The organism is Brenneria sp. hezel4-2-4, from assembly GCF_013155275.1.
Classification (GTDB): domain Bacteria; phylum Pseudomonadota; class Gammaproteobacteria; order Enterobacterales; family Enterobacteriaceae; genus Brenneria.
Window position 1 is genome coordinate 154304 of sequence record NZ_JABJXS010000007.1, and the last position, 25784, is coordinate 180087.

At 53.5% G+C, this 25784-nt stretch carries 23 protein-coding genes, 6 tRNA genes, 1 other RNA gene and 2 pseudogenes; 17 read left to right on the forward strand and 15 right to left on the reverse strand.

Translation table 11 applies throughout. The annotated features are described in order from the left end of the window. Positions 1-37 precede the first annotated feature (37 nt). The 7 genes and pseudogenes from degP to HOY33_RS20675 all read left to right on the forward strand — a co-directional run. Positions 38-1480: a serine endoprotease DegP gene (degP, locus tag HOY33_RS14870; RefSeq protein ID WP_172290925.1), complete on the forward strand. Its 1443-nt coding sequence runs from the start codon at positions 38-40 to the stop codon at positions 1478-1480. A 176-nt stretch (positions 1481-1656) separates the two neighbouring features. After that, complete coding sequence (locus tag HOY33_RS14875; protein WP_172290963.1) at positions 1657-2814, forward strand: CdaR family transcriptional regulator; 1158 nt, start codon at positions 1657-1659, stop codon at positions 2812-2814. Between the two features lie 329 nt (positions 2815-3143). Continuing rightward, positions 3144-4148, forward strand: coding sequence for a sulfate ABC transporter substrate-binding protein (locus tag HOY33_RS14880; RefSeq protein WP_370541770.1), 1005 nt, complete (start codon positions 3144-3146; stop codon positions 4146-4148). A gap of 108 nt (positions 4149-4256) precedes the next feature. Beyond that, entirely contained in the window at positions 4257-5069 is an 813-nt protein-coding gene (cysT, locus tag HOY33_RS14885; protein ID WP_172290926.1) for a sulfate ABC transporter permease subunit CysT, read from the forward strand. 11 nt (positions 5070-5080) lie between these two features. Further along, entirely contained in the window at positions 5081-5962 is an 882-nt protein-coding gene (gene cysW, locus HOY33_RS14890; protein WP_172290927.1) for a sulfate ABC transporter permease subunit CysW, read from the forward strand. After that, positions 5952-6944, forward strand: a complete 993-nt coding sequence (locus HOY33_RS14895; RefSeq protein ID WP_172290928.1) for a sulfate/molybdate ABC transporter ATP-binding protein — start codon at positions 5952-5954, stop codon at positions 6942-6944. Before cysW ends, HOY33_RS14895 begins: the two co-directional genes overlap by 11 nt. A gap of 46 nt (positions 6945-6990) precedes the next feature. Further along, positions 6991-7322: pseudogene (locus HOY33_RS20675) on the forward strand (transposase); the annotation flags it as partial. A 45-nt stretch (positions 7323-7367) separates the two neighbouring features. Here HOY33_RS20675 and HOY33_RS14905 read toward each other — a convergent pair. The 7 genes from HOY33_RS14905 to HOY33_RS14935 all read right to left on the reverse strand — a co-directional run bounded on the left by HOY33_RS14905 (position 7368) and on the right by HOY33_RS14935 (position 13836). Beyond that, positions 7368-8627, reverse strand: coding sequence for an efflux RND transporter periplasmic adaptor subunit (locus tag HOY33_RS14905; protein ID WP_172290930.1), 1260 nt, complete (start codon positions 8625-8627; stop codon positions 7368-7370). Then, positions 8620-10083, reverse strand: coding sequence for a TolC family protein (locus HOY33_RS14910; protein ID WP_172290931.1), 1464 nt, complete (start codon positions 10081-10083; stop codon positions 8620-8622). The genes HOY33_RS14905 and HOY33_RS14910 overlap by 8 nt, the downstream gene beginning before the upstream one ends. Then, entirely contained in the window at positions 10076-11275 is a 1200-nt protein-coding gene (locus tag HOY33_RS14915) for an ABC transporter permease (protein ID WP_172290932.1), read from the reverse strand. The genes HOY33_RS14910 and HOY33_RS14915 overlap by 8 nt, the downstream gene beginning before the upstream one ends. After that, entirely contained in the window at positions 11268-11960 is a 693-nt protein-coding gene (locus HOY33_RS14920; protein ID WP_172290933.1) for an ABC transporter ATP-binding protein, read from the reverse strand. The genes HOY33_RS14915 and HOY33_RS14920 overlap by 8 nt, the downstream gene beginning before the upstream one ends. A gap of 36 nt (positions 11961-11996) precedes the next feature. Then, positions 11997-12800 (reverse strand): hypothetical protein, encoded by an 804-nt coding sequence (locus HOY33_RS14925; RefSeq protein WP_172290934.1) that lies wholly within the window; start codon positions 12798-12800, stop codon positions 11997-11999. Positions 12801-12929: 129 nt separating this feature from the next. After that, positions 12930-13391: a hypothetical protein gene (locus HOY33_RS14930; RefSeq protein WP_172290935.1), complete on the reverse strand. Its 462-nt coding sequence runs from the start codon at positions 13389-13391 to the stop codon at positions 12930-12932. A 100-nt stretch (positions 13392-13491) separates the two neighbouring features. After that, positions 13492-13836, reverse strand: coding sequence for a hypothetical protein (locus HOY33_RS14935; protein WP_172290936.1), 345 nt, complete (start codon positions 13834-13836; stop codon positions 13492-13494). Between the two features lie 413 nt (positions 13837-14249). Here HOY33_RS14935 and HOY33_RS14940 point away from each other — a divergent pair. Then, positions 14250-14369 (forward strand): annotated as a pseudogene (locus HOY33_RS14940) (integrase domain-containing protein); the annotation flags it as partial. 76 nt (positions 14370-14445) lie between these two features. On the opposite strand, the gene HOY33_RS14945 reads toward HOY33_RS14940, so the two are convergent. From HOY33_RS14945 to HOY33_RS14965, 5 genes are all read right to left on the reverse strand, one after another. Further along, positions 14446-14573, reverse strand: a non-coding RNA gene (locus HOY33_RS14945) — RtT sRNA. A 45-nt stretch (positions 14574-14618) separates the two neighbouring features. Then, positions 14619-14694 (reverse strand) — tRNA-Lys (locus HOY33_RS14950). A 7-nt stretch (positions 14695-14701) separates the two neighbouring features. Continuing rightward, positions 14702-14777, reverse strand: a tRNA-Val gene (locus tag HOY33_RS14955). Between the two features lie 44 nt (positions 14778-14821). Next, positions 14822-14897 (reverse strand) — tRNA-Val (locus HOY33_RS14960). 43 nt (positions 14898-14940) lie between these two features. Continuing rightward, positions 14941-15016, reverse strand: a tRNA-Val gene (locus tag HOY33_RS14965). Positions 15017-15288: 272 nt separating this feature from the next. Between HOY33_RS14965 and gltX the strand changes: the two genes are divergently transcribed. The 3 genes from gltX to HOY33_RS14980 all read left to right on the forward strand — a co-directional run bounded on the left by gltX (position 15289) and on the right by HOY33_RS14980 (position 17135). Continuing rightward, positions 15289-16704, forward strand: coding sequence for a glutamate--tRNA ligase (gltX, locus tag HOY33_RS14970; RefSeq protein WP_172290937.1), 1416 nt, complete (start codon positions 15289-15291; stop codon positions 16702-16704). A 233-nt stretch (positions 16705-16937) separates the two neighbouring features. Continuing rightward, positions 16938-17013 (forward strand) — tRNA-Ala (locus HOY33_RS14975). A gap of 46 nt (positions 17014-17059) precedes the next feature. Next, positions 17060-17135, forward strand: a tRNA-Ala gene (locus HOY33_RS14980). Positions 17136-17235: 100 nt separating this feature from the next. Here the strand turns inward: HOY33_RS14980 and ung are convergent. Then, on the reverse strand, positions 17236-17922 hold the full coding sequence (gene ung / locus HOY33_RS14985; protein ID WP_172290965.1) for a uracil-DNA glycosylase: 687 nt from the start codon (positions 17920-17922) through the stop codon (positions 17236-17238). 365 nt (positions 17923-18287) lie between these two features. Here ung and grcA point away from each other — a divergent pair, with 365 nt between their 5' ends. Continuing rightward, the gene (gene grcA, locus HOY33_RS14990; RefSeq protein ID WP_172290938.1) at positions 18288-18671 is read left to right on the forward strand and encodes an autonomous glycyl radical cofactor GrcA; all 384 of its coding nucleotides are present in this window, start codon (positions 18288-18290) and stop codon (positions 18669-18671) included. 69 nt (positions 18672-18740) lie between these two features. Here the strand turns inward: grcA and srmB are convergent, their stop codons facing one another. Continuing rightward, on the reverse strand, positions 18741-20072 hold the full coding sequence (srmB, locus tag HOY33_RS14995) for an ATP-dependent RNA helicase SrmB (RefSeq protein WP_172290939.1): 1332 nt from the start codon (positions 20070-20072) through the stop codon (positions 18741-18743). Positions 20073-20205: 133 nt separating this feature from the next. Between srmB and HOY33_RS15000 the strand changes: the two genes are divergently transcribed. Further along, complete coding sequence (locus tag HOY33_RS15000; RefSeq protein WP_172290940.1) at positions 20206-20952, forward strand: tRNA1(Val) (adenine(37)-N6)-methyltransferase; 747 nt, start codon at positions 20206-20208, stop codon at positions 20950-20952. 33 nt (positions 20953-20985) lie between these two features. Here the strand turns inward: HOY33_RS15000 and nadB are convergent, their stop codons facing one another. After that, entirely contained in the window at positions 20986-22587 is a 1602-nt protein-coding gene (gene nadB, locus HOY33_RS15005) for an L-aspartate oxidase (RefSeq protein WP_172290941.1), read from the reverse strand. A 365-nt stretch (positions 22588-22952) separates the two neighbouring features. Here nadB and rpoE point away from each other — a divergent pair, with 365 nt between their 5' ends. From rpoE to rseC, 4 genes are read left to right on the forward strand one after another with little or no spacing between them, the layout of a single operon-like run. After that, positions 22953-23528 (forward strand): RNA polymerase sigma factor RpoE, encoded by a 576-nt coding sequence (gene rpoE / locus HOY33_RS15010; protein WP_172290942.1) that lies wholly within the window; start codon positions 22953-22955, stop codon positions 23526-23528. 57 nt (positions 23529-23585) lie between these two features. Next, on the forward strand, positions 23586-24236 hold the full coding sequence (rseA, locus tag HOY33_RS15015) for an anti-sigma-E factor RseA (RefSeq protein ID WP_172290943.1): 651 nt from the start codon (positions 23586-23588) through the stop codon (positions 24234-24236). Further along, entirely contained in the window at positions 24236-25192 is a 957-nt protein-coding gene (gene rseB, locus HOY33_RS15020; RefSeq protein ID WP_172290944.1) for a sigma-E factor regulatory protein RseB, read from the forward strand. Before rseA ends, rseB begins: the two co-directional genes overlap by 1 nt. Further along, complete coding sequence (gene rseC / locus HOY33_RS15025) at positions 25189-25659, forward strand: SoxR-reducing system protein RseC (protein ID WP_172290945.1); 471 nt, start codon at positions 25189-25191, stop codon at positions 25657-25659. The genes rseB and rseC overlap by 4 nt, the downstream gene beginning before the upstream one ends. Positions 25660-25784: the final 125 nt, after the last annotated feature.

A 25784-nucleotide genomic window follows, 5' to 3' on the forward strand; every position in this document is an offset into this window, starting at 1 on the left:
GGACTTGCCTGTTGATTACGATGGAAACACTATTCCCATGAAAAGAAAATCATTAGTTTTAAGCGCGCTGACGTTAAGCCTGGCGATGGCAATGGGGCCGCTCGGCGCGAATGCGGCGGAGCCCGCCGCATCCCCGGTTGCATCGAACCCGCTTCCCAGTCTGGCGCCGATGCTGGAAAAAGTCATGCCTTCGGTGGTCAGCATCTATGTGGAAGGGCATACCAGCGTGAGCAATGAGAAGATCCCTCAACAGCTACAGCCTTTCTTTGGTGAGAATTCACCTTTCTGCCAGGAAGGTTCGCCGTTCCAGGGATCGCCGATGTGTCAGGACGGCGGCGATGAGGACGGCGACGGACAGCCCTCCAGACAGCAAAATTTTCAGGCGCTGGGCGCCGGCGTGGTCATCAATGCTGAAAAAGGCTATGTGGTCACCAATAACCACGTGGTGGACAACGCCGACAAGATTCAGGTTCGGCTCAACGACGGGCGTAAATATGAGGCCAAAACGATTGGCAAAGATCCCCGTTCTGATGTGGCGCTGCTCCAACTGAAAGAGTTTAAGAATCTGACGGCGGTCAAACTGGCGGATTCGGATCAGTTGCGTGTCGGCGATTATACGGTGGCGATCGGTAACCCGTACGGTCTGGGGGAAACGGCAACCTCGGGGATTGTGTCGGCGCTGGGGCGCAGCGGATTGAATATTGAAAATTATGAAAACTTTATTCAGACCGATGCCGCCATCAACCGGGGGAATTCCGGCGGCGCATTGGTTAACCTGAACGGTGAACTGATCGGTTTAAATACCGCCATTCTGGCGCCCGACGGCGGCAATATCGGTATCGGTTTCGCTATCCCGAGCAATATGGTGAAAAGCCTGGTGGCGCAGATTATCGAGTTCGGCGAGGTGAAACGCGGCGAACTGGGGATTCTCGGCACCGAACTGAACTCAGAGCTGGCGCAGGCGATGAAGGTGGACGCGCAGCGCGGCGCGTTTGTCAGCCAGGTGCAACCTCAATCCGCCGCCGCCGCCGCGGGGATTAAAGCGGGCGATGTCATTGTGACGCTGAACGGTAAGGCGATCGGCAGCTTTGCCGCGTTGCGGGCGCAAGTGGGATCGTTGCCTGTCGGCAGCAAAGTGGCGCTGGGCTTATTGCGCGACGGCAAACCGCTAACGGTGGATGTCACCTTGCAGCAGAGCAGCCAGGCGCAGGTGGCGTCAGGGAATCTTTATTCCGGCATTGAAGGCGCCGAATTAAGCAATACGCAGCTGGGCGGCCAAAAAGGCGTCAAGGTCGATAACGTGAAAGCGGGTTCCGCGGCGGCGAAAATCGGCCTGAAAATGGATGATGTTATCCTGGGCGTAAACCAGCAGCCGGTACAGAATCTTGGCGAGCTGCGTAAAATCCTCGACGGCAAGCCCGCCGTTCTGGCGCTGAATATTCGCCGCGGCGACAGCAATCTTTATCTGCTGGCGCAATAATTCAATGTGATGTAAACCGGGTGTCGCCGCACCCGGTTACCTTTCTGTTTCTGCCTGCATTTTGTGAAGCCTGCCACAGTTTCAAGCGAACTGTTGATTCTTTGTGAATTTGCACAATGTGCGGCGTAACACGCAGCGCTATGCTGGTGCGATTGTCGTACTTCTTCGAGGTGGAAATGGCGTCGTATCATCTTAATGCCAAAATGGCGCAGGATATTGTCGCACGGACTATGCAGATTATTGATAGCAATATCAACGTCATGGATGCCCGCGGTAAGATTATTGGCAGCGGCGATCAGGAGCGGTTGGGGGAATTGCATGAAGGCGCGCTGCTGGCATTGTCTCAGGGGCGGGTTGTCGATATTGATGAAGCGGTGGCGCGCCATCTGCACGGCGTTCGCCCCGGCATCAATCTGCCGCTGCGTATCGACGGAGATATTGTCGGGGTGATCGGTCTGACCGGCAACCCCGGACAACTGCGTCAGTACGGCGAACTGGTATGCATGACGGCGGAAATGATGCTTGAGCAGGCAAGATTGCTGCATATGCTGGCTCAGGATAGCCGCCTGCGTGAAGAACTGGTGCTTAACCTGATTCGTACCGATGAACTTTCTCCCGCCTTGATGGAGTGGGCGCAGCGTTTAGGCATCGATCTTAATCAGCCCCGCGTAGTGGCGGTGGTCGAGGTTGATAGCGGTCAGCTTGGCGTAGACAGCGCGATGGCGGAATTGCAGCAGTTGCAGACGCTGCTGACTACGCCGGAGCGCGACAACCTGATCGCCATTGTTTCCCTGACGGAAATGGTGGTGCTGAAACCGGCATTGAACAGTCATGGCCGCTGGGATGCGGAAGAACACCGCCGCCGCGTGGATAGCCTGCTGTCGCGCATGGCGGAAAGCAGCCGTTTGCGAGTGCGTCTGGCGCTGGGAAACTACTTTTCAGGCCCCGGCAGTATCGCCCGTTCCTACCGTACCGCCCGAACCACCATGAGCGTCGGCAAGCAACGGATGCCTGCACAACGCTGCTATTACTATCAGGATCTTATGCTGCCGGTTTTACTGGACAGCTTGCGGGGCGGCTGGCAGGCGAACGAACTGGTGCGCCCGCTAACCCGGCTGAAAGCGATGGACGGTAATGGCCTGCTATGCCGCACGTTGAACGTTTGGTTCCGTAACAATGTCCAGCCCGGCGCAACGGCGAAGGCGTTGTTTATTCATCGCAATACGCTGGAATACCGCCTTAATCGTATCTCTGAGCTTACCGGGCTGGATTTGGGGAATTTCGACGATCGCCTGCTGCTGTACGTCGCCTTGCAACTGGACGAAGAAGAGTAAGTTTTCACCGCGCCGCCGGAACAGCCGCTGTTCCGGCGCAGCTCACTTACTTAGATTGAAAACTATTACATAACCATTAACAATATAACGCGATAGCATAAATTATCGCGAAACAGTATTTTTGCCCCTTTCTCATATCCTCTATTGTCACTTCCATGTTGTCGGTCTGATATTCGTGTGCAAATCACGCCAGCCGGTCGTATCCATCGCTATTTTTTGAGTCGGATTGATTCAAAAATGTCAGGAATGGCAACGCATTAACCTATTGTTCCGTGCACACAAGCGTTTGTATAAATACCGTCAAATTTTAGGGAGTGATAATGATGTCAATACGTCGTCTGGGGTTGTCTCTTGCTACGGCAACGCTATTGTTTTCTGGCGTCGCTTCTGCGGCAACGGAATTATTGAATGTGTCTTACGATCCGACCCGTGAACTGTATCAACAATATAACGCCGCTTTTATCAAGCATTGGAAAGAAACCACCGGTGAGGATATTTCCATCAAGAATTCGCATGGCGGCTCGGGCAAGCAGGCGCGATCGGTGATTGACGGCTTACAGGCTGACGTGGTGACGTTGGCGCTGGCCGGGGATATTGATGCGCTTAATCTGAATCAACAGATTATCGATCCGAAGTGGCAGGCGCGCTTGCCTGATAACAGTACGCCTTATACTTCCACTATCGTTTTTCTGGTTAGAAAAGGTAATCCGAAGCAGATCAAAGACTGGGACGACCTGGTGAAACCGGGCGTTGAAGTGATTACGCCAAACCCGAAAACTTCTGGCGGCGCGCGTTGGAATTTCCTGGCCGCCTGGGCTTATGCCAAAGCGCAACCCGGTGGTAATGATGAAACGGCGCTGAAGTTCGTCACCGAACTGTACCGTCATGCGCCGGTGCTGGATACCGGCGCTCGTGGCTCGACGATCAGCTTTGTTCAACGTCAACTGGGCGATGTGCTGCTGGCCTGGGAAAACGAAGCCTATCTGTCGTTGAAGGAGCAGGGCGGCGATCAACTGGAAATTGTGACGCCATCGCTGTCAATTCTGGCTGAACCGCCGGTTGCCGTGGTTGATAAAGTGGTGGAGCGCAAAGGCACTCAGAAGCAGGCGGAAGCCTATCTGCAATATCTCTACAGTGATGAGGCGCAGCGGATTATCGGTAAAAACTTCTATCGTCCGCGTAATGCCAACATTGCTGAAGAATTTAAAGATCAATTTGCGCCAGTGAATCTGGTCACCATTGATAAAGACTTCGGCGGTTGGAAGGCCGCACAGGATCAATTCTTCAAAGATGGTGCGGTATTCGACAAAATATTCCAGGAGATCAATAAGTAATTAACCGATCTTCCGATTCTTTCAGGCCGCTGTTTATCCAGCGGCTTTATCACGTCGGCAATGTTTGATTAGCCAGGCTACCTGAGCAATGATTATTAAAGGCACTGTATGTCACAACGTTCTTCCTCGGTCATTCCCGGTTTCGGATTAACTTTAGGTTTTAGCCTGAGTTACTTAGGGTTGATTGTACTGATCCCGTTGGCCGGTATGTTTCTTTATGCCAGCCAACTCACCTTGGCGCAATTCTGGGAGCTGATCACCAGCCGACAGGTGTTGTTCTCGCTCCAGCTATCTTTCGGTACGGCGCTGACCGCGGCATTGATCAATGGCATTTTGGGAACGCTGCTGGCGTGGGTGCTGGTCCGTTACACTTTTCCCGGCCGCAAGATCATTGATGCGATGATCGATATGCCGTTTGCATTGCCGACCGCCGTGGCGGGGATTGCGCTGACGGCGTTGTATGCGCCAAACGGCCTGATCGGATCGCTATTTCCGTTTAAAATCGCCTATACCAGTATTGGCATCACGCTGGCGTTGATTTTCGTCACCCTGCCTTTCGTCGTTCGCACATTGCAGCCGGTGCTTGCCGATATTCCGAAAGAAATCGAAGAGGCCGCCGCCTGTCTGGGCGCGCGTCCGCTGCAAGTGTTCCGCCATGTTCTGATCCCCGCCTTGCTTCCCGCCTGGCTGACCGGTTTCGCCCTGGCGTTTGCCCGCGGGGTGGGGGAATACGGTTCAGTGGTGTTTATCGCGGGCAACATTCCGTTTAAAACAGAAATTCTGCCGCTGCTGATCGTCTCTAAACTCGATCAGTATGACTATAAAGGCGCAACCGGGATTGGCGTATTTATGCTGCTGGTTTCATTCATCATGTTGCTGTTGATTAATTTATTGCAGCGCCGCATTCAACCGAAACTGTAAGGCATGTCGTCATGGAACAGGTTATTTCCGCTCAGGCCGGTAAGCAAAAAATCCAGAAAAACCCAGTAACGTATTACGTTCTGGTTTCACTGGCGTGGATCGTTTTTTTTCTGGTTCTGGTTTTGCCGCTGCTGATGGTGGTGACGCAGGGGTTGGAGAAAGGCATTGGCGCTTTCTGGGAGGCGATTACCGAGCCGGATGCGATTTCCGCATTAAAACTGACGTTATTGGCAACGGCGATTTCCGTGCCGCTTAACGTTGTTTTCGGTCTGGCGACCGCGTGGTGCGTGACGAAATTTGAATTCCGCGGCAAAAGTTTTCTGCTGGCGTTAATCGATTTACCGTTTTCCGTTTCACCGGTGGTGGCCGGTTTGGTCTATGTCCTGCTGTTTGGGGCGCAAAGTAAACTCTATCCGTTCCTGACCGCCCATAATCTGGAAATCGTTTATGCGGTGCCGGGGATTGTGCTGGCGACCATTTTCGTCACGCTGCCCTATGTGGCGCGTGAACTGATTCCGCTGATGGAGCAGCAGGGATCGCAGGAAGAAGAGGCCGCCCGACTGTTGGGCGCCAACGGTTGGCAGATGTTCTGGCATATCACGCTGCCTAACGTGAAGTGGGCATTGATTTATGGCGTGGTGCTGTGCACCGCCAGGGCGATGGGGGAATTCGGCGCCGTCTCCGTTATCTCCGGACATATTCGCGGTTTGACCAACACGCTGCCGCTGCATATCGAAATTCTTTATAACGAATACAATATCGTCGCTGCTTTTAGCGTCGCCATTCTGCTGTTGGTGATGTCGCTGGTCGTGCTGCTGTTACGCCAGTGGAGTGAGAGCCGCCTGACGAAGCAAATACAGAAACAACAGGAGTTGACCAAAAATGAGCATTGAGATCCGCAATATTAATAAACAATTTGGTCAGTTTCAGGCCCTGAATGAAATTAATCTGGCGATTCAGAGTGGCGAACTGGTGGCGTTGCTGGGGCCGTCCGGATGTGGCAAGACGACGTTATTGCGCATCATCGCCGGTCTGGAACAGCCGGATAGCGGCAGCATTATTTTTCATGGCGAGGATGTCTCGGTTCACGACGTGCGCAAACGTAATGTCGGATTCGTTTTTCAGCACTATGCCTTATTCCGTCATATGACGGTGTTTGACAACGTGGCGTTTGGGCTGCGGATGAAGCCGAAAAATATCCGCCCGTCGAAACGTGACATTGAGCGGAAAGTCCATGAATTACTTAATCTGGTTCAATTGGACTGGCTGGCGGATCGCTATCCTGAACAGTTGTCCGGCGGTCAGCGCCAGCGTATCGCCCTGGCCAGAGCGCTGATTGTCGAGCCTAGCATCCTACTGTTGGATGAACCTTTTGGCGCGCTGGATGCCAAGGTGCGTAAAGAACTGCGCCGCTGGTTATCTCAACTGCATGAAGATATCAATCTGACGTCGGTGTTTGTGACCCACGATCAGGAAGAGGCGATGGAAGTCGCCGATCGTATCGTGCTGATGAATAAAGGCGTGATTGAACAAATCGGTTCGCCCGATGAAGTTTACAATCACCCGGCCAGCGAGTTTGTGTATCACTTTCTGGGCGACAGCAACCGACTGACGATTGAACAAACCGAGGAAACCATTTTGTTCCGTCCTCATGAAGTGGCGTTGTCCGTTCAGGCGCAGGAAGGCTACCAGCCGGTGATCGTTCGTGATATTCGCCCACTGGGCGCATTAACCCGCCTGTCATTGAAGATTGGCAATCAGCAGGAGCTGATAGAGGCTGAAGTGGCAAAGGACGACCTGAGTCTGCATGGTTTGCAGAAAGGCGATGTCATCCAGTTCAAGCCCAAGCGCTATAACCATGATTGGGAAATCTGATCGTTAACGCTAAGTCTGGTTGTGATATCAAATCTGGAAAAACGCTCTGCATAGGGCGTTTTTTTATGGTCAGGGACAGCGTTGCTGTTACAAAGCGCTCATCAATCGTGGTTCCATTACTTTCTGGCTGGAAGATGGCTTTCTTTCAGGTAGGGTATGAGACCGCTATACCCTGGTCATGAGGGCAATCACGGCGCGACTCTGATCTTGCCATCTACTGTCCTGATGATTAAAGGCGTGTTCCGGCTCACATTAAGTGCTGCTCAGGGTTTCCTTAACTTCATTTTATCCCTGATGAGCGTTCCGGATTACACTCGCGTCAGCAAACGCGCAACGTCCTCAAAAGCATCCGCATTAATAGAAAGCAGGTCACATATCACATAGATGGTTTTATTCAGTAGAAGGCGTTTGTTAACGATAGACTTATTTGTCGATTTCTATCTCTCCCGTGGATAGGCCCGCCACCTCAACACCCGGCGGCACGGCAAGCCCCGGCGTCACATCGATTCGCCGTGGCGCGCTGGCGGCGTCGGGACGGAAAATCACATAGCTGTTGCCCGCATCGTCGGTGCGCAGCGCTTCGGCGGGAACGGCAATCCCTTGTTCATTGCGGTACGTCACCACCGAAAGTCGGGCGCTCATCCCCAGCCGAAGACGCTGGCGCTTTTCGGGGGATGGCGTGTCGATGGCGACCAGCACGTCATAGCGAGCGCCTGCGCTCTCGGATTCGGCGGCTCGGCCCTCGATACCGATAGTCTGGATACGGCCTTGCAGCGTCCGCCCGGCGAAGCCGTCGCCGTCGATCTCCACTGGCATCCCCTCGCGTAGCTGGTGCAGATCGGCCTCTTCAATGCTGGCGACGGCTTGCAGACGCTCGGGGTTAATCAGGCCGAACAGCGGCATACCCTGTGCGATATGCATCCCCGGTTGCGGCGGTTGCCACTTGCTGGTTTCCGTTACGGGGGGTCGTACCAGCACACCGGCGAACGGCGCGCGCACTACCTGCTGCGCTTGCATAGCCAGCAGCGCCTGATGACGCGATTTAGCATTCGCCAGTTCCATTTCAGCAATCTGACGATCTTCGCCGCGCCCCTTGTTCAGCGTGGCCTGCAACTCTTCTTGCGCGGCGGCCAGATCTTGCCGCTGAGCCTGCACCTGCTGTTTCAGCGCATCCACTTCCATGCGGGCTACAATACCGCGCTCAAACAGTGTACGGGTGTCTTTCAGGCTGGTCTCGGTGTTCGCCAGCGTGATACGGGCGTTGTTCAGGGTGCGGCGCGCCCGCGCCACTTCCTGACTTTGTTCCCAATGTTGCAGTTCCTGCTCCATGCGCTGCGCCTTGAGCAGTTCGGCCAGCGCCTGACGCAGTTGGATATCCAGCAGACCTGTATCCAGCGTCAGCAGCGGTTGCCCTTTTTCTACACGCTGCCCTTCGGCGACCAACACGCTTTTAATCGTGCCTTCAAACGGCGCGGAGAACGTCAGATGGGTGGCCGCTTGAATCCGACCGATCAGTCCCAGCCGGTTCTCCAGCACCTGTGGTTCGATGCGCAGCCATTGCATTTGCGGTGCGTCGGCGACTGGCTCCGACCAGAACCGCCAAATGCCGGTTACGGCAATCGGGATGATCAGGATTGTCAGCGCGGCTAAGCGGCGCGACCAGAAGCGTACGATTTTAATCATTGAGTGAGATATCCCAGCTTAACAGCGTTGTTCCCAGCGTCTGATCCAGTTCGGCCTGGGCGTTGAGATAGGCGATCAGCGCGTCGAGCCGGGCATTTTCAGCGTTGCGCAGGTCGGCCTCATAGCTCAACACCTGAAAGTTGCTGGAGCGCCCGACGGTGAGCTTATCCCGTTCGATATCCAGCTTGCGGCGCGACAGATCGCGGGCGCGTTGGGCGATTTCGAACTGGCGCCAGCGTACGCCGATACCGCGCACGGCATTGGTGACGTCGCGTTCCAACTGCTGGCGGGCCTCGGCGAGCTGTACACGCTGATTCTGCACGCTCACCCGCGCCTGCACTTCCGCCTGCCGCTGGCTCATGTCGCCGATGGGAATTTCCACCTGCACGCCGACATAGTTTTCCCAACTGCGTGAGCCGTCCGCCGCGGCGTTGCGGTTTCGTTGCTGACTCGCCCCGCCCACCAGGGACACATCCCACAACCGTTCGTTACGCGCCACCGCCAGATTGATATCCGCCTGTTCGCCGGCGATCAACTGCGTGAGGTAGGTGGGCTGCATGGCTTCGGCCTGTTTCAGCGCCTCGGCGGGGCTGACGCTGACTCGGCTGACCTGTAGCTTTTCGGCGGCGCGGATCGGCGTGCGTAAATCCAGCGCCAGCAGTTGCAGCAGTTCCAGGCGGCTGCTGTCGAGCTGGTTGTGCGCGTCTTCGTAAGACAGTTCCTGCGTCGCCACGTCCGCTTCGGTCTGCACAATGTCAAACTCCGCCATTCGCCCGGCAGCGATCAGCGAACGGTTTACGGCCAGCAACTGACGCGAGCGCGTCAGCGCATCGTTGGCAATTTGCAACTGCTCTTGCGCGCGCAGCAGTTCCCGGTAGGCGACAATAATCTGCGTAATGGTCTGGGCGACGGTGGCTTTCAGCATCAGGCTGTTGGCTTGTTCGGTCAGCCGGGCCAGCCGCACCGGCGCGGTGGCGGCTTCACGGCCCGCGCCGCGCAGCAGCGGCTGAATAACGGTGATGCTGGCCCCGTCGTTGCGGTCGTTTCCGGCATCGTCGGCCTGCGTGGTTCGATGCGTCCAGGCCAGGCTGAACTGGGTACCGTAGGGCGTCAGCAGCGTGGTGGTGGGGGCAATGTCGCGCTGGCGGTAGCGGTCGTCATGATTTCGCGCCGCCAGATAACTGCCGCTTAGCACCAGTTTGGGCGTGAATCGGTCTTCGGCCACCAGCAGATCGAATTTCTGCGCTACGCGATCCAGATAGGCGCTGCGGATAACGCGGTTGTCGCGCAGGCTGAGGTAGATAGCGTCGCTCAACGTCAGATCAATGATTTGCGCATTGAGCCGCGCAGCGCTGGCTCCCGGACGGGGGGGGTGGGACGGCAACAGACGATCGGTCAGCGCGGCCGAAGCATTCAGGCTGATAAGCAATAGGACGGAAGTAAAGGCTCTAATCATCGCGCAGCGCCCTTACCGGTTCGAGCCGGGCCGCCGTCAGGGCCGGATACAGGCCGAAGAACAATCCGACCAGCAGCGAACTGATGATCCCCAGCGGCAACGACAGCGGCGACAGGGAAAAGGCCCAGCCGGACAGTTTTACGAACAGCCAGGCGGCGGCCAGACCGAAAACAGACCCGGCCAACGCCCCGGCCACTGCCAGCACGACCGCTTCCAGTAGAAATTGGCGGCCAATATCCTGTGGGCGTGCCCCCAACGCCATGCGCACGCCGATTTCACGCCGCCGTTCGGACACATTCATCACCATGACGTTCATCACGCCCACGCCGCCCACCAGTAGCGCGATCCCGCCCAGCCCAGCCAGCAGCCAGGTGAAGGTGCGCGACTGGCGCGCCATCCCCTCCAACAGTTGCTGCGGGATCTGAACCGTTACCTCGCGGCCTGGAGCAAGCGATGAGAGGTAGTTGCGCAGCGCGGCGGCCTGCTGCGGCAGCGTGGCGCCATCGCGGGCTCGCGCCACTACGGTACCAATTTCCGGGGAGGGAACCAGACGACGGATTCCCTCGACGGGCAGCAGAATAGCCTCGTCCACTGGCACCGGGATCAGGGGATTTTGCCCTCGTTCCTGCAAAACACCCACCACCTCGAACAGATAGCCGCCGATCTGTATCCGGCTGCGGAGTGACGCGCCCAGTTCAATGGCGGCTTTCGCGCCCAGCACCGCATAGGTGCTCTGGCGATCGTAACGGGTGAGGAAACGGCCTTGCGTCATGCGTAGCTCCATCGCCAGAGCCAGCTCGGCGCTGGTGCCGACCACAATAGTACTGAAATTTCGACCGTTCAGGCGGGCGTCGGTTGAGGTCAGGATAAGCGGAGCAGCGTAGTGGATACCGGGTAAGGCGCGGGTCAGTGCCAATGTATCCAGTGTGACGGGCGCGCGGCGCTGACCGCCCGATTCTGCTGCGGAAAAGCTTGCAACCAGCATATCGCTGCCCATGTCTTTAAATGTACTGATGGCGTCTGCCGCCGCATTGTGACCGATGTTCAGCAGTGCGACCATCGACGCGCAGCCGACAGCGATACCCAGCAGGGCCAGTAGCGCCCGACGTCCCAACTGTCGCAGGCTATCCAGCGGTTCGGTCAGGGTGTGGCGCAGCGAAGGGCCGTAGGGGCAATGGGAAGTATCAGACATAGCATTCTTCCTGTATGCGCCCATCGCATACCTGAATCCGGCGCTGCATCTGCCGGGCGATGGATTCGTCGTGCGTCACCATCACCAGCGTGACACCCTGTTTACGGTTCAGCGTCAGCAACAGCGAGAGGATTCCACTGGCGGTCTGGCTGTCGAGGTTGCCGGTGGGTTCGTCGGCCAGCAGTAAAGACGGTTCGCCAACCAGGGCGCGGGCGATGGCGACGCGCTGGCGCTGACCGCCGGACAGATCCGCCGGACGGTGACAGACGCGATCGATCAGCCCGACCCGTTCCAGTTGTTTTTGTGCCGCCTGGCGAGCGTCATGACGGGAATGGCCGCGATAGAGCAGCGGCAGCGCCACGTTATCCAGCGCGGTAAGGCGCGGCAGCAGGTTGAAACTCTGGAACACGAAACCGATAACCTGATTGCGCATTCTGGCCCGTTCGTCGGCAGATGCCTGCGCCATGTCGCGACCATTCAGCAACAGACGCCCGGCGCTGGGCTGGTCGAGCAGCCCGATGATATTCAGCAGGGTGCTTTTGCCCGAACCGGACGCGCCGACAATGGCACTGCTCTGGCCGGAAGGAATGGATAGCGAAACATCATGCAGCACCGACTGCATGGATGCGCCGGTACGGTAGGCGTGGGTGATGCTTTGCAGGCAGAGCAACGGCGTATTTTCCATCAATCCCCCAGCATTGCGGGCAGGGACGATAACGGATTATTTTTTATTGTCATTGGCAAGCAGGGTGAAAAGGCTCATCGGAACGAGATGGGAATTTTTCTCCTGTAGCTCGTTTTTCCAGTTATTCAGCGTACTAAACAGGGAGGTGCTATTTGTTGTAAGCGATGAAGAATCTGACGCAATTACCGACTGCAATCGTGCTTCATAACCTGTCGGATATTGTGCCTGTTCTATTGCAGGTAGCGACTGATAATGTTCTAGAATATCAGAGAGTGATTTGGTGATTTTCCCAGTTCGGTTATATTCCGCTTCCATTTTTGCCACGATTTTCTCACGCCATGCTTGTTCCTGATCATATGATTCCGACCAGGCCGCCCGACGTTCATTGACGGTGAAGGCACCACTGTCATCATAGGTGATCAGGGCGAGTTGTTCCCGCGACATTCCTTTGAAGGGATTGCTTGCTTTACCGTTTAAATAATCAGTGGCCTGTTTTGCCCTAGCCAGCAAATCTGGGTCAGTTGTATCGGGAATTTCGGCGTCATAAATTTTTTTATACGAATCGGTATAATAATTCGCGTCGGTGATCTCTTTAAGAATTGACTCGGCTTTGGTCTTGAGTTCGCTGCGGCTAAGACTGGCGTCGCGTTTTTCTGCTCGAGTAGCTGCATCACTTAATTGCTGGGCGAAAGACGACACCTTAGTGGATGTTGTATTGGTGGATTTATTTTGTTCACTCTGTACGGAATCGCTGCTCACTTGATTTTTAATTGCTGAACTCGATGTATTACTTATTTCGTTAGTTAACGTGGTTATTGAAAATTTATTGATGCTGACCATAAACTTCTCCATTCGTTATAGTGTCGCCTGATTGAATTGAAAATAAATTAAATCGACACCACAATACATTTTAATAACAGTACCCATCGCCACCTGTTGGTGACAATGGGGCTATCCATTTCTGGATAATTACTTCATGGTAAATTCAACCGCCCATGCGCCAGTTATACTGGTTGACGTGATGGTGGCTTTACAAGTAGCCCCACCGCTTGCTGTCGCCGTTTTGTTCCATTTTGGTACTTTGGGAATTGTGCCGCTAAACAATCCCCCCGGAATAACTTCATTTACAAACGTCGTACCAAAAACGCAGGTTTTTTTGCCAATGGTGTAGCGAACTACTGCGGCATTTGCGTCAGACGTAATGAGGTTTTGCACAATATATTTATCGGTTCCTTTTGCTACAACAGAAGTTTCCGGCGCAGGTTTCGCTAGTACGCTTGTGCTAACTTCGTTAGTTGTCACTGGGGAATATTTTGCCGGTGCGGTTCCGAGGTTTTTAAATGTAATAGTTACCGGCCCAGCATAAGCCGCGCCAGCAGTAAACAATGACGCAACTGTAATCGTAGCCAGAATACTTTTTTTAATTCGCATATCACATATCTCCATATATTGATTTTTCACACATTTAATAACAAACACATCTTGCCCGATATGCGGCACGGCTTCTTTACTATGCCGCCATCCATCCCTGCTACTGTTTATTCAGCCGTTCCAATAGATTCGTTATCCTCTGCTGTTGAACTTGATCGTACAGCTCGGACGGCATCTCGCGGTCATCGTTGGTGAGTAAGTTGACTGAGGACATGGCTATCGTAGTTTCCGTCAACTGCGTTATAACTGGAGGGTTAGCATTTGCATCACGAAACAGGCGGGACATCATAAGTTCCTCGCCACTAAGGCTAAACAGCCCGGAAGTTGACAACGATTTGTCTGACAAGCCATTCGCCAGTGAAGCCTGTGATTGCACCGTCTTTGAAGTGTTGCTTGGCGTATTTTGCACCTGAATATAGGCCGTCGTGGCTGTGTTGATTTCCATATCCCAATCCTTGAGGTATCAATAGCGTCAGTCGATTTCATTAGAAACAGGCGGAAAAATCTGTCTGATCAAATATCGACACAATTATTTAAATCTTTACTAATTCTTTACTATTTACTGCATTAATGCTTTCACTGTATTTGCATTTTATTATTTATATACAATGGGTTATCGTCACGCTTGCCTCTTCTGAAATTTATTTTTTTGCTCAATTTTTAAACCATCGCATGAACCACTAACAAAGTGGTACTGATCGGCCAAACCGATCGATATGATCTTGCCGATCTATAAAAACAATTATCTTTTGATCGTTACTTCAATATAGATTCTTCCGGGATTTCTACTAACTGTATGACTTTATTCGCTTTATCCTCAATAGGATGGGTGAAGTACTTTTTCCTGTTCGTCAAGGAAATGGCACCCGGCAGGCTATCATGGCGGAGTATTACCGGCAGGTGCTGGAAACCGCTCGCGCAAAAGACGCCGGGATGGCGGCGGCGCTGGAACTCTCGAGGTTGATGGGATTACGCTCATGACAGTGATGGAGTGGTGCAATATTCTGTTTTCTTACTTCTCCGGACTCTATAAAGGTATCCCAAGAAGATGAATTGGTGGGTCGTGCAGGATGACTCGGCCTTTGGCCTCGCCCCTTCGGGGTCAACGCTGACGCGTTGTTGTCTCGCTTCGCTCGGCTCGAACCTGAACGCAGGTTCTCACCCGCACGACTCGTGCAATATAAAGATAAGTGGATTGACTTCGGAGAGGTAAAACTTTGCGGATATTGGTGGGTCGTGCAGGATTCGAACCTGCGACCAATTGATTAAAAGTCAACTGCTCTACCAACTGAGCTAACGACCCGCAGAAGTGGTGGGTGATGACGGGATCGAACCGCCGACCCCCTCCTTGTAAGGGAGGTGCTCTCCCAGCTGAGCTAATCACCCACTTATGTACTTCACTTGCTATAAGAAGATCGCTGGTATGAGATTGGTGGGTGATGACGGGATCGAACCGCCGACCCCCTCCTTGTAAGGGAGGTGCTCTCCCAGCTGAGCTAATCACCCAATCTCACTTCTTCTTACTTACACAACGCGGCACTCGAAAGAGTGGTGGGTGATGACGGGATCGAACCGCCGACCCCCTCCTTGTAAGGGAGGTGCTCTCCCAGCTGAGCTAATCACCCTCGCTGTGTGGAGTCGCATTATAGGGATAGTTGAAAGTGAGTCAACGCTTTTTAAAAGTAAAATGGCCGTTCGTTGTAAAATTAGGCAGGACGTCTTATTTCTGGTCGTTACCGATGCTTCCTTATTCACTTCAATAAGTAATAAACCGTGCTGTGGTTCGTTACAGCGTTGAGGATTCGGGGCAGAATGATAGAATGTTGTCCACTTTTGTTATTTGAACTCATGTCGGTATCCGCCGGCAGCCGTTGCGTAATAAGGCTTGTAATCCCAAATGAAAATCAAAACCCGTTTCGCGCCCAGTCCAACTGGCTATCTTCACGTCGGCGGCGCCCGTACCGCACTTTATTCCTGGCTGTTTGCCCGTCATCAAAACGGCGAGTTCGTTTTGCGTATTGAAGATACCGATCTGGAGCGTTCCACACAGGATGCGATTGATGCCATCATGGATGGTATGAACTGGCTGAATCTTAATTGGGATGAAGGCCCGTATTATCAGACCAAACGCTTTGATCGTTATAATGCGGTCATTGATCAAATGGTGGAAAACGGTACGGCCTATAAGTGTTATTGCTCAAAGGAACGTCTGGACGCGTTGCGTGAAAAACAGATGGAGAACGGCGAGAAGCCGCGTTATGACGGATGTTGCCGTGATTCCCATGAGCATCATTCCGCTGATGAACCTCATGTGGTGCGTTTTCGCAACCCGCAGGAGGGCGCGGTTATTTTTAACGATCGCATCCGCGGCCCCATCGAGTTCAGTAACCAGGAGCTTGACGATCTGATTATCCGTCGTACCGATGGCTCGCCAACCTATAACTTTTGCGTCGTGATCGACGATTGGGATATGGAAATCACCCACGTCATCCGTGGTGAAGACCATATCAACAATACGCCGCGTCAAATCAACATCCTCAAAGCGTTGGGCGCTCCCGTGCCGGAATATGCCCATGTTTCCATGATCCTGGGCGACGATGGTAAAAAGCTTTCCAAGCGTCACGGCGCCGTCGGGGTGATGCAGTATCGTGATGATGGCTACCTGCCTGAAGCGCTGTTGAACTATCTGGTGCGCTTGGGGTGGTCATATGGCGATCAGGAAATCTTCTCCGTTGACGAGATGAAAGCATTGTTCTCATTAGATGCCATCAGCAAATCCGCCAGTGCTTTTAATACCGAAAAGCTGCAATGGCTGAACCACCACTATATTAATCACCTGCCGGCGGAATATGTGGCGACGCATCTGGCGTGGCATATCGAACAGGCGGGCATTGATACCCGTACCGGCCCGCAACTGAGCGAACTGGTTACATTACTGGGCGAGCGCTGCAAAACCCTGAAAGAGATTGCGGCTTCCTGCCGTTACTTTTATGAGGATTTCGACCAGTTTGACGCTGATGCGGCGAAGAAGCATTTGCGTCCGGTTGCCCGTCAGCCATTGGAGTTGGTTCGCGCCAAGCTGGCGGCGATTACTGACTGGACGGCGGAAAACATTCATCATGCTATTCAGGGAACCGCCGATGAGCTGGGACAAGGCATGGGCAAAGTCGGTATGCCGCTGCGTGTGGCGGTGACCGGCGCCGGACAGTCTCCCGGCGTCGATGTCACGGTACAGGCTGTCGGTCAGCAGCGATCGCTGGCGCGTATTGATAAAGCGCTGGCGTTTATCGCCGAGCGTGAAGCTCAGCAATAACCGTTGTTGCTAAACCCGCGGTCATCAATAGAATCTTCGCCCCGGCGCCTGCCGGGGTTTTTTATGGTAACAATACGCGGCATCCGACGCTTCTGTTGCCATTTTCATCTGAATGACGAGCGGTTTGGCGTCTTTTTCAGCGGTTAAGCGCATAAACAGATTTAGCCGTTGACACTGCTAATCGGGTTTCATATTATGCGACCCGTTCGCACGGATACTGTCTGTCACAGAACGGGGCTATAGCTCAGCTGGGAGAGCGCTTGCATGGCATGCAAGAGGTCAGCGGTTCGATCCCGCTTAGCTCCACCAAACTCCTTTGGGTTTGGTTTCCGTATTACGAACATTCCACATATGTGGGGCTATAGCTCAGCTGGGAGAGCGCTTGCATGGCATGCAAGAGGTCAGCGGTTCGATCCCGCTTAGCTCCACCAAATCAAGATATCTCTTTCTGTTTATCTCCCTTTATCTAAGTCATCCCGATTTTTTGCGTGGGTAAAATTACTGCCTCCATTGGCTGAAGGCAGCGTTTGCTTATTGATTCTCCGGCAGACGCGGCATCCAGTCTATCGGAGCCAATCCTTGTTGCTCAAGGAGCCGGTTGGCCTGGGAAAAGTGTTTACACCCCAGGAAGCCGCGATGGGCCGATAAAGGGGAGGGGTGCGGCGCTTTTAAAACGTGGTGGCGCTGGCGGTCAATAATGTTGCCTTTTTTCTGCGCATGCGATCCCCACAGTAAAAAGACAAGCCCTTCCCGGTTCTCATTCAATGCCGCAATAACGCGATCGGTAAAAGTTTCCCAGCCCAGATTAGCGTGGGAATGGGCCTGACCGGCCTCAACGGTTAACACCGTATTCAGCAACAGCACCCCTTGCTCGGCCCAGCTTTGCAGGAAGCCATGTCGTGGGATTTCAAAGCCCGGTATGTCATTAGCCAGTTCTTTATAAATATTGACCAGCGACGGCGGCGCAGGAACGCCGGGACGAACGGAAAAAGAGAGTCCATGCGCCTGGTTAGGGCCGTGATAGGGATCCTGACCGAGAATAACCACTTTAACCTGATGAAGTTCGGTAAAGCGGAAAGCGTTAAAGACATCTTTCTGCGGAGGGTAAATGGTTTTTCCAGCGGCGCGTTCTTTGCCGACGAATTCAAGCGTATTAATAAAGTAGGGCTGCTGTTTTTCTTGCGCCAGTACGTCATGCCAGGTTAGGGAAGTCGCCATCATGCACTCTCTGTCCATAGGGTGGATTTTATTGTCGGTAGCTTACCGTTCAATTGTGCCGAGGTAAAATCGTACCGACAGGAAAAGTGCGGGAGTGATTGATTGTTTTGAAAATAAATTGAAAATTTACAAAAAAAATTGCAATTATGTGGGTGGTTAAATTTGATATAAAACAATAAATTGCCCGAATCGCTAGATTACGCAAGGTTCTTAAATTGATTTAAATCAAGGTTACTCCCACCTTGTACTGGTATACAGGGAGTCAGATACGGTTGGTTTTATGCAAACGTTAAGAACTGACGATAGTTTGTTACTGATACCAATTTTCAATTAAGACAATAATACGCCGTTTTACGGAGGCAATAATGGTTACTGGTATTCAAATCACCAAAGCGAACAACAGTGCGCTGATCAATTCCTTCTGGTTGCTGGACGAAGAAAAATCTCAGGCACGTTGTGTCTGTGCAAAATCCGGTTATAGCGAAGATCAAATCGTGCCGGTAAGCGATCTGGGCCAGATCGAATATCGTGAAGTTCCGCTGGAAATCAAATCGGAAGTGCGCGTGGAAGGCGGTCAACATCTGAATGTAAACGTGCTGCGTCGGGAAACGCTGGAAGATGCCGTTCAACATCCGGAAAAATATCCGCAGCTGACAATCCGTGTTTCTGGTTATGCCGTGCGTTTTAACTCTTTGACGCCGGAACAGCAGCGCGACGTTATCACTCGTACTTTTACTGAAAGCCTGTAAGTTTCCAAGGTTATTCGAAACCTGGATTAAAAAGAAAGGGAGCCGCGGCTCCCTTTCTTTTTTTGCGTGTTATTTGCCGGCCGATTCGTCAGTTTTTTGCTTCGGCTGGCGACGTTTACCGATGTTTTTGCTATCCCGGTGACGTACTTTCACTTTGACTTTGGCCTTCTCTTTGTCTTTCTCTTTTTTTTCTTGCCGCTTGGCCAACGCTTTCTTGGACGGCTTGCCCGTGGTTTTGGCGCTCGGCGCTTTGGTGGCCGGACGCAGCTCTTCAACAATGCGCGGCTTGAGCGGTTCATTCAGGTAACGGCTGATTTTGCCAAGCAGAAGATGGTCGTGCGCTTCAACAAAAGAGATGGCGCAACCTTTGCGACCCGCACGGCCCGTGCGTCCGATACGGTGGAGATAGGTGTCCGCGGTACGGGGCAGGTCAAAGTTGAACACATGGCTGACATCATTGATGTCTATGCCGCGCGCGGCGACATCGGTTGCAACCAGCACGTTCACCCGACCGTCGCTCAGGCGTTTAATCGCTTCGTTACGCTTGGCCTGCACCATTTCACCTTCGAGGTAACAGGCGGTAATGCCCGCTTCCCGCAACCAGGCAACCAGTTCATGAACGCGCTCGCGCTTACGCACGAAAACAATGGAGCGGGTGACATCCGGTTGTTTTAACTGATGGCAAAGCAGAGCCGTTTTGTGTTTGATGTCGTCGGCACGGTAGTACCATTGCAGAATTTTTTTACGCTCGCGGCGTGAGGGATCGGCCTCAACTTCGACCGGATCGTTCAGCAAACGCTCGGCGAAGTCTTTAATCGCTTCGCCTTCCAGCGTGGCGGAAAAGAGCAGAGTCTGTTTACGCCAGCGGGTTTCACCGGCGATATGCTCGATATCCTGCGCGAATCCCATATCCAGCATTCTGTCCGCTTCATCGAGGATCAAGGTTTCCACCGCGCGGCAATCAAAGTTTTCTTCTTTAATGTATTGCAGCAAACGCCCCGTCGTGGCAACCACAACATCCTGGTTTTCACTAAACACTTCGGCGTGGTTCATATAAGCCACGCCGCCGGTAATAGTGGCGATGTCCAGATGGGTGTGGGCGGCCATGATGCGCGCCTGATCGGCAACCTGCATGGCAAGTTCGCGCGTCGGCGTTAAGATCAGAATGCGAGGCGGCCCGGATTTTTTACGAGGAAAATCCAAGAGATGCTGTAAGACCGGCAACAGGTACGCGGCGGTTTTACCCGTGCCTGTCGGCGCTGAACCCAGTACATCGCGGCCGTCCATTGCCGGCGGGATTGCCGCCGACTGAATTGCAGTCGGACGTTCATAACCCATATCGCGCAGGGCGTCTAACAGGCTGTCATCAAGATCTAACTCGGAAAAATGTGTTGCTGTCATGGTCTACCTCTGTTTGGGGCGCTGATTATAGACGCATTGGCCGTGTTCTTCACCTGTTTAAACCGACAACCGCGCTTTTACTGTATAGATGTTTATCCTATGCTACGACGGTTTTAATCTGGAACGCATAATCATGAGTGTGCAATCTGATAATAAACCGACGCTGCGTGGCGGCGGGTTTACTTTCAAACAATTTTTTGTCGCGCACGATCGCTGTGCGATGAAGGTGGGCACCGATGGCATATTGTTGGGCGCCTGGACGCCGGTAGCCGGCGTATCGCGCATATTGGATATTGGCTGCGGCTCTGGCCTGATCGCCCTGATGCTGGCGCAGCGAACCCGTCATCACGTGCAGATTGATGCGGTTGAACTGGATGCGGCGGCAGGCCGTCAGGCCGGTGAAAATATCGCGGCGTCGCCGTGGTCTGAACGTATGCGCGTTTATGTTGATGATGTTGTGAATTTCGCGGCCGCCGGCCCGGCGAGTTACCCCCTGATTATCAGCAATCCGCCTTATTATGCGCCCGGCGTCGCCTGCGGCACCGCGCAGCGAGCGCAGGCGCGTTACACCACCGCGCTGACGCATGAGATCCTGCTCGACTGCGTGCGGCGTTTGATAACGCCCGACGGCGTGTTCTGCGTGGTGTTGCCGACGGCGGTTGCCGACGATTTTATTCCGCTGGCGCAGCGGCGGAATTGGTTTCTCCGTCAGCGCTTGGACGTAAGCGAATATCATTCGCGGCCTGCGCACCGCACGTTGCTCGCCCTATCCCCGCAATCGGGAGAGTGTCTGACGCGGCAACTGGTGATTCGTGATGCGGATCGGCGCTATTCCACTGAATTTCAGGCGCTGACAAAAGATTTTTATCTGTTTATGTAGGTTCCGCGATCGGGAACCTACATAACGGTGAGGCTAGGGCGTAAGGATCGTCGGTTTAGGTGCATCGAACCGGACTGGATAATCAAGGGTGTAGTGCAATCCGCGGCTTTCTTTTCTGTCCAGCGCGCAGCGAACGATTAACTCGGCCACCTGTACCAGATTGCGTAACTCCAGCAAATTATTGGAAATGCGGAAATGCGAGTAATACTCGTCGATTTCCTGCTGGAGCAGGATAATGCGATGCAGCGCCCGTTCCAGTCGTTTAGTGGTGCGCACGATCCCGACATAGTCCCACATAAATAGCCTTAGCTCGTGCCAGTTATGCTGGATAACCACCTGTTCGTCCGAATTGTCGACCTGACTTTCATCCCAGGCCGGCAATTCCCCTGCCGGCATGATTTGCGGCAGGCGTTGCAGGATATCTTCCGATGCCGACCAACCGTATACCAGACACTCCAGTAAAGAGTTCGACGCCATGCGGTTTGCGCCGTGCAGTCCGGTATAGCTCACCTCGCCGATGGCATACAGCCCGTCGACATCGGTATGCCCATGCTGATCGACCATCACGCCGCCGCAGGTATAGTGCGCGGCAGGAACAATGGGGATCGCTTCACGGGTGATATCAATGCCTAACGACAACAGCTTTTCATAGATGGTGGGGAAATGCTGCTTCACAAACTCGGCAGGTTTGTGGCTGATGTCCAGGTACATGCAGTCAGCGCCAAGACGCTTCATTTCGTGGTCAATGGCTCTGGCAACCACATCACGCGGGGCAAGTTCGCCCCGGGGATCGAAATCAGGCATGAAACGGCTGCCGTCGGGGCGCTTCAGGTAAGCGCCTTCCCCACGCAGGGCTTCGGTCAGCAGGAAGTTTCGCGCCTGCGGGTGAAATAAGCAGGTAGGGTGAAACTGATTAAATTCCAGATTGGCCACCCGGCAGCCCGCACGCCATGCCATGGCAATGCCATCGCCGGATGAAATGTCCGGGTTGGTGGTGTATTGATACACCTTGGATGCGCCGCCGGTGGCGAGAACCACGGTTTTCGCCCGGCAGGATTCGACGACTTCCCGTTCACGGTTCCAGATGTAAGCGCCGACAATTCGCCGGGTTCCCGTCAGACCTAGCTTATCGGACGTGATCAAATCGACGGCATTACAACGTTCCATAATATGGATATTGGGATGAGAGCGGGCTTTTTGTACCAGAATATTTTCCACTTCTTTCCCGGTGGCGTCAGCCGCGTGCAGTATGCGGCGGTGGCTATGCCCCCCTTCGCGGGTAAGGTGATAGCGCGCTTCACCGTTGGTGCTGGTTTCCGTATCGAACAAGACGCCCTGATCGATCAGCCATTGCACACAACTTTTGGCATTGCTGGCGATGAACTCCACGGCTTGGCGTTCGCACAGTCCGTCACCCGCGATTAATGTGTCTTCAATATGTGAATCGATGCTATCGGTCTCATCGAAAACCGCGGCGATACCGCCCTGGGCATAGAAAGTCGAGCCCTCATTAAGCGGGCCTTTGCTGAGAACGGTAACGTTTGCCTGCGCGGCCAGACGAAGGGCGAGAGACAGCCCGGCAGCGCCGCTGCCAATGATCAATACATCACAGGAGTATTCAGTGGTCGGTTGCATGTTCGTGTCGTCAACGTAAGAAAGAAGAGGAAAACCGATGTTAGCACTCAATGTTTTATCCCTGTATTGATTTTTACCGCCCTGTAAAGATGTATAAATACCGGACTCCATGAGGGCCCGGGCCGTGCTAATGTGGTGGATTTATCGTATGATCGGTCAGGTCTGCGCCATGATAAATGAAAAAACCAGGGGCGTTGACGTGAAAGCGTTACGTACGGGGTTAAACAACGGTAAGCAGAAGAAATTGATTACCCGGAACTTTATGTCATGTATTGACTCCAAGCTAGAGCTTGCTCTGGGTATAACTATATGGCTGGCAGTACTATTTTACGTGTGGAGAACGATTTGAGGAGATATTACCTCGGATGAGCGAGCAGCTAGCAGATCAGGTTCTGGTCGAGCGGGTCCAGAAGGGCGATCAAAAATCGTTTAACCTACTGGTTATTCGCTACCAGCATAAGGTGGCGAGCCTGGTATCCCGTTATGTGCCCCAAGGGGACGTGCCTGACGTGGTGCAGGAATCGTTTATCAAAGCGTATCGCGCCCTGGAATCATTTCGCGGCGATAGCGCTTTTTATACATGGTTGTATCGGATTGCGGTGAATACGGCGAAAAATTATCTGGTTGCTCAGGGCCGACGCCCTCCTTCCAGCGATATTGATGCCAATGACGCTGAAAACTATGAAAATGCAGGCGCATTGAAAGAAATATCGAACCCTGAGAATTTAATGTTGTCAGAGGAATTGAGAAGTATTGTTTTCCGTACTATTGAGTCTTTACCGGAAGATTTGCGCCTGGCGATTACGCTGCGCGAGTTAGATGGACTGAGTTACGAAGAGATCGCCATGATCATGGATTGTCCGGTCGGCACTGTTCGTTCTCGTATCTTCCGGGCCCGGGAAGCTATTGATAATAAAGTACAACCGCTTATTCAGCGTTAGTGAGCTCCCATCGCTGCGCGTGATTAATGATGGATTTGACAAGGTAAGGGTATCGGTATGCAGAAAGAGAAACTTTCCGCTTTAATGGATGGTGAGGCAGTAGATTCCGAACTGCTGAATTCCTTGTCACGCGATGACAAGTTGCAGCAAAGTTGGCAAAGTTATCATCTAATCCGCGATACGTTGCGTGGGGATATTGGTGAACAGGTCGTCCATCTGGATATCGCCTCCCGCGTTGCCGCCGCGATTGAAAAGGAACCCGCTCGCCTGGTTCCGCAATCGCAACCGGAGTCTCAGCCGCATCCCGATCGCTGGCCTCAGATGCCGTTCTGGCATAAGGTTCGTCCGTGGGCCAGCCAGTTGACTCAGGTAGGCGTTGCGGCCTGCGTGTCTCTGGCGGTTATCGTCGGCGTTCAGAATTATAACCAGACGGGGGTTGCGGACACCGTTACGGAATCCGCCGCGTTCAGCACGTTGCCGGCAATGGGAACCGCGTCTCCGGTCAGTCTGGGGGTTCCTTCAGAAAATATCGCCTCCCATAGCGGTCAGCAGAAATCCGATGTGCAGCGCAATCGCCTCAATGCTATTTTGCAGGACTATGAATTACAGCGCCGCCTGCACGCAGAGCAACTTCAGCAGCATGACGATCATCAGCAGGCTGCGATTCAGGTTCCAGGAACTCAATCATTAGGGACTCAGCCTCGGTAATGAAGCATGTCTGGCTTGCCGCCTGTTTGCTGATTGGCAGTTTATGTTATTCCACCCTCGCCCCGGCGCAAACCGCGTCCGGGGCATTGTTGCAACAGATGAACAATGCCAGTCGCTCGTTAAACTACGAAATCTCTTTTATCAATATCACCCGTCAGGGATTTGAGTCGGTACGATACCGTCACGCCGTTATTAATAATCGTTCATTGGCGCAGTTGGTGTTTATGGATGGGCCGCGGCGTGAGATCGTGCAGCGCGGGAATGAAATCAGCTATTTCGATTCCGGCCTGGAGCCTTTTACCCTGTCGAGCGATCATATCGTCGATTCGTTACCTTCGCTGGTTTATGCAGATTTCCAAAAGCTCACCCAATATTATGATTTCGTTCCCGCGGACGGGCGAGTCCGTATCGCCGATCATCTGGCGGTGGGGATCCGGATTATTTCACGGGATGCGACGCGTTACAGCTATGCCGTGTGGGTTGACGCGGAGTCTAAACTGCCGTTACGGGTCGATTTGCAGGATGGTAATGGCGAACGTCTGGAACAGTTTCTGGCGACGTCGTTAATTGTGGACGATGACATTGTAAACGCCATGCGGCCGCTGGAAAGCATTCACTTGCCTCCGTCATTGCCCGTGCCCCGTTCAGAAAACATCGATTTCGCCTGGTCGGCAGAATGGTTGCCGGTGGGGATGAAAGAGGTTTCGCACAGCCGCAGAACGTTGCCGGGCGTCAATTTGCCGATTGAAACGCGTTTGTACAGTGATGGTTTGTTTAGTTTTTCCGTCAACGTCAGCCCTGCTTCCGAAGCGCGGGCTGAGCAGGCTGTTCGTACCGGAAGGCGTTCAATACACACTGAGGTTCGCGATAATAATGAGATCACGGTTGTCGGTGAACTCCCGCCGGCCACGGCTAAACGCGTGGCGGACAATATTATCCTGAAGGCGCAACAATGATTAAAGAATGGGCGACGGTTATTTCATGGCAGGACGGCATCGCGCTGCTACGCTGTGAACAACGTTCCGGATGCAGCGGCTGCCAATCGCGTTCGACATGTGGAACCGGGTTGTTGAATCAGCTAGGCGCGCCGGCTGAACACCTGTTGCAGGTGCCTTGTGAACAACCGTTGCAAACCGGGCAACGGGTGGAGCTGGGGATTGCCGAAAAGCATTTGTTGCAGTCCGCGGTGATGGTCTACTTTGTTCCTCTGGTGGGGTTGCTTGCCGGAGCGGCGCTGTTTCAGGCTCTTTTTATCAGCGAGTTCTCCGCCATTCTCGGGGCATTGACCGGGGGCGGGCTGGCTTTTTTATCGGTAAAGCGCTGGGCGGGAAACCCCGATAAAAACAGCCGCTATCAACCCGTCATTTTGCAAATTGCGTTGCCGGGTGAGTTATTACACATTCACAGCGTCGCGGAGTCATAGAATGGGGCGAGCGGGGTAATACCCTATCGCTATTCCTTATTATTCCCCATTATTTTCAGCCGTTGTCATCGATTTGATCTCTTCTTTCACCCCGTCGTTCCGTGGTTCAGCATAAAACCGTCATA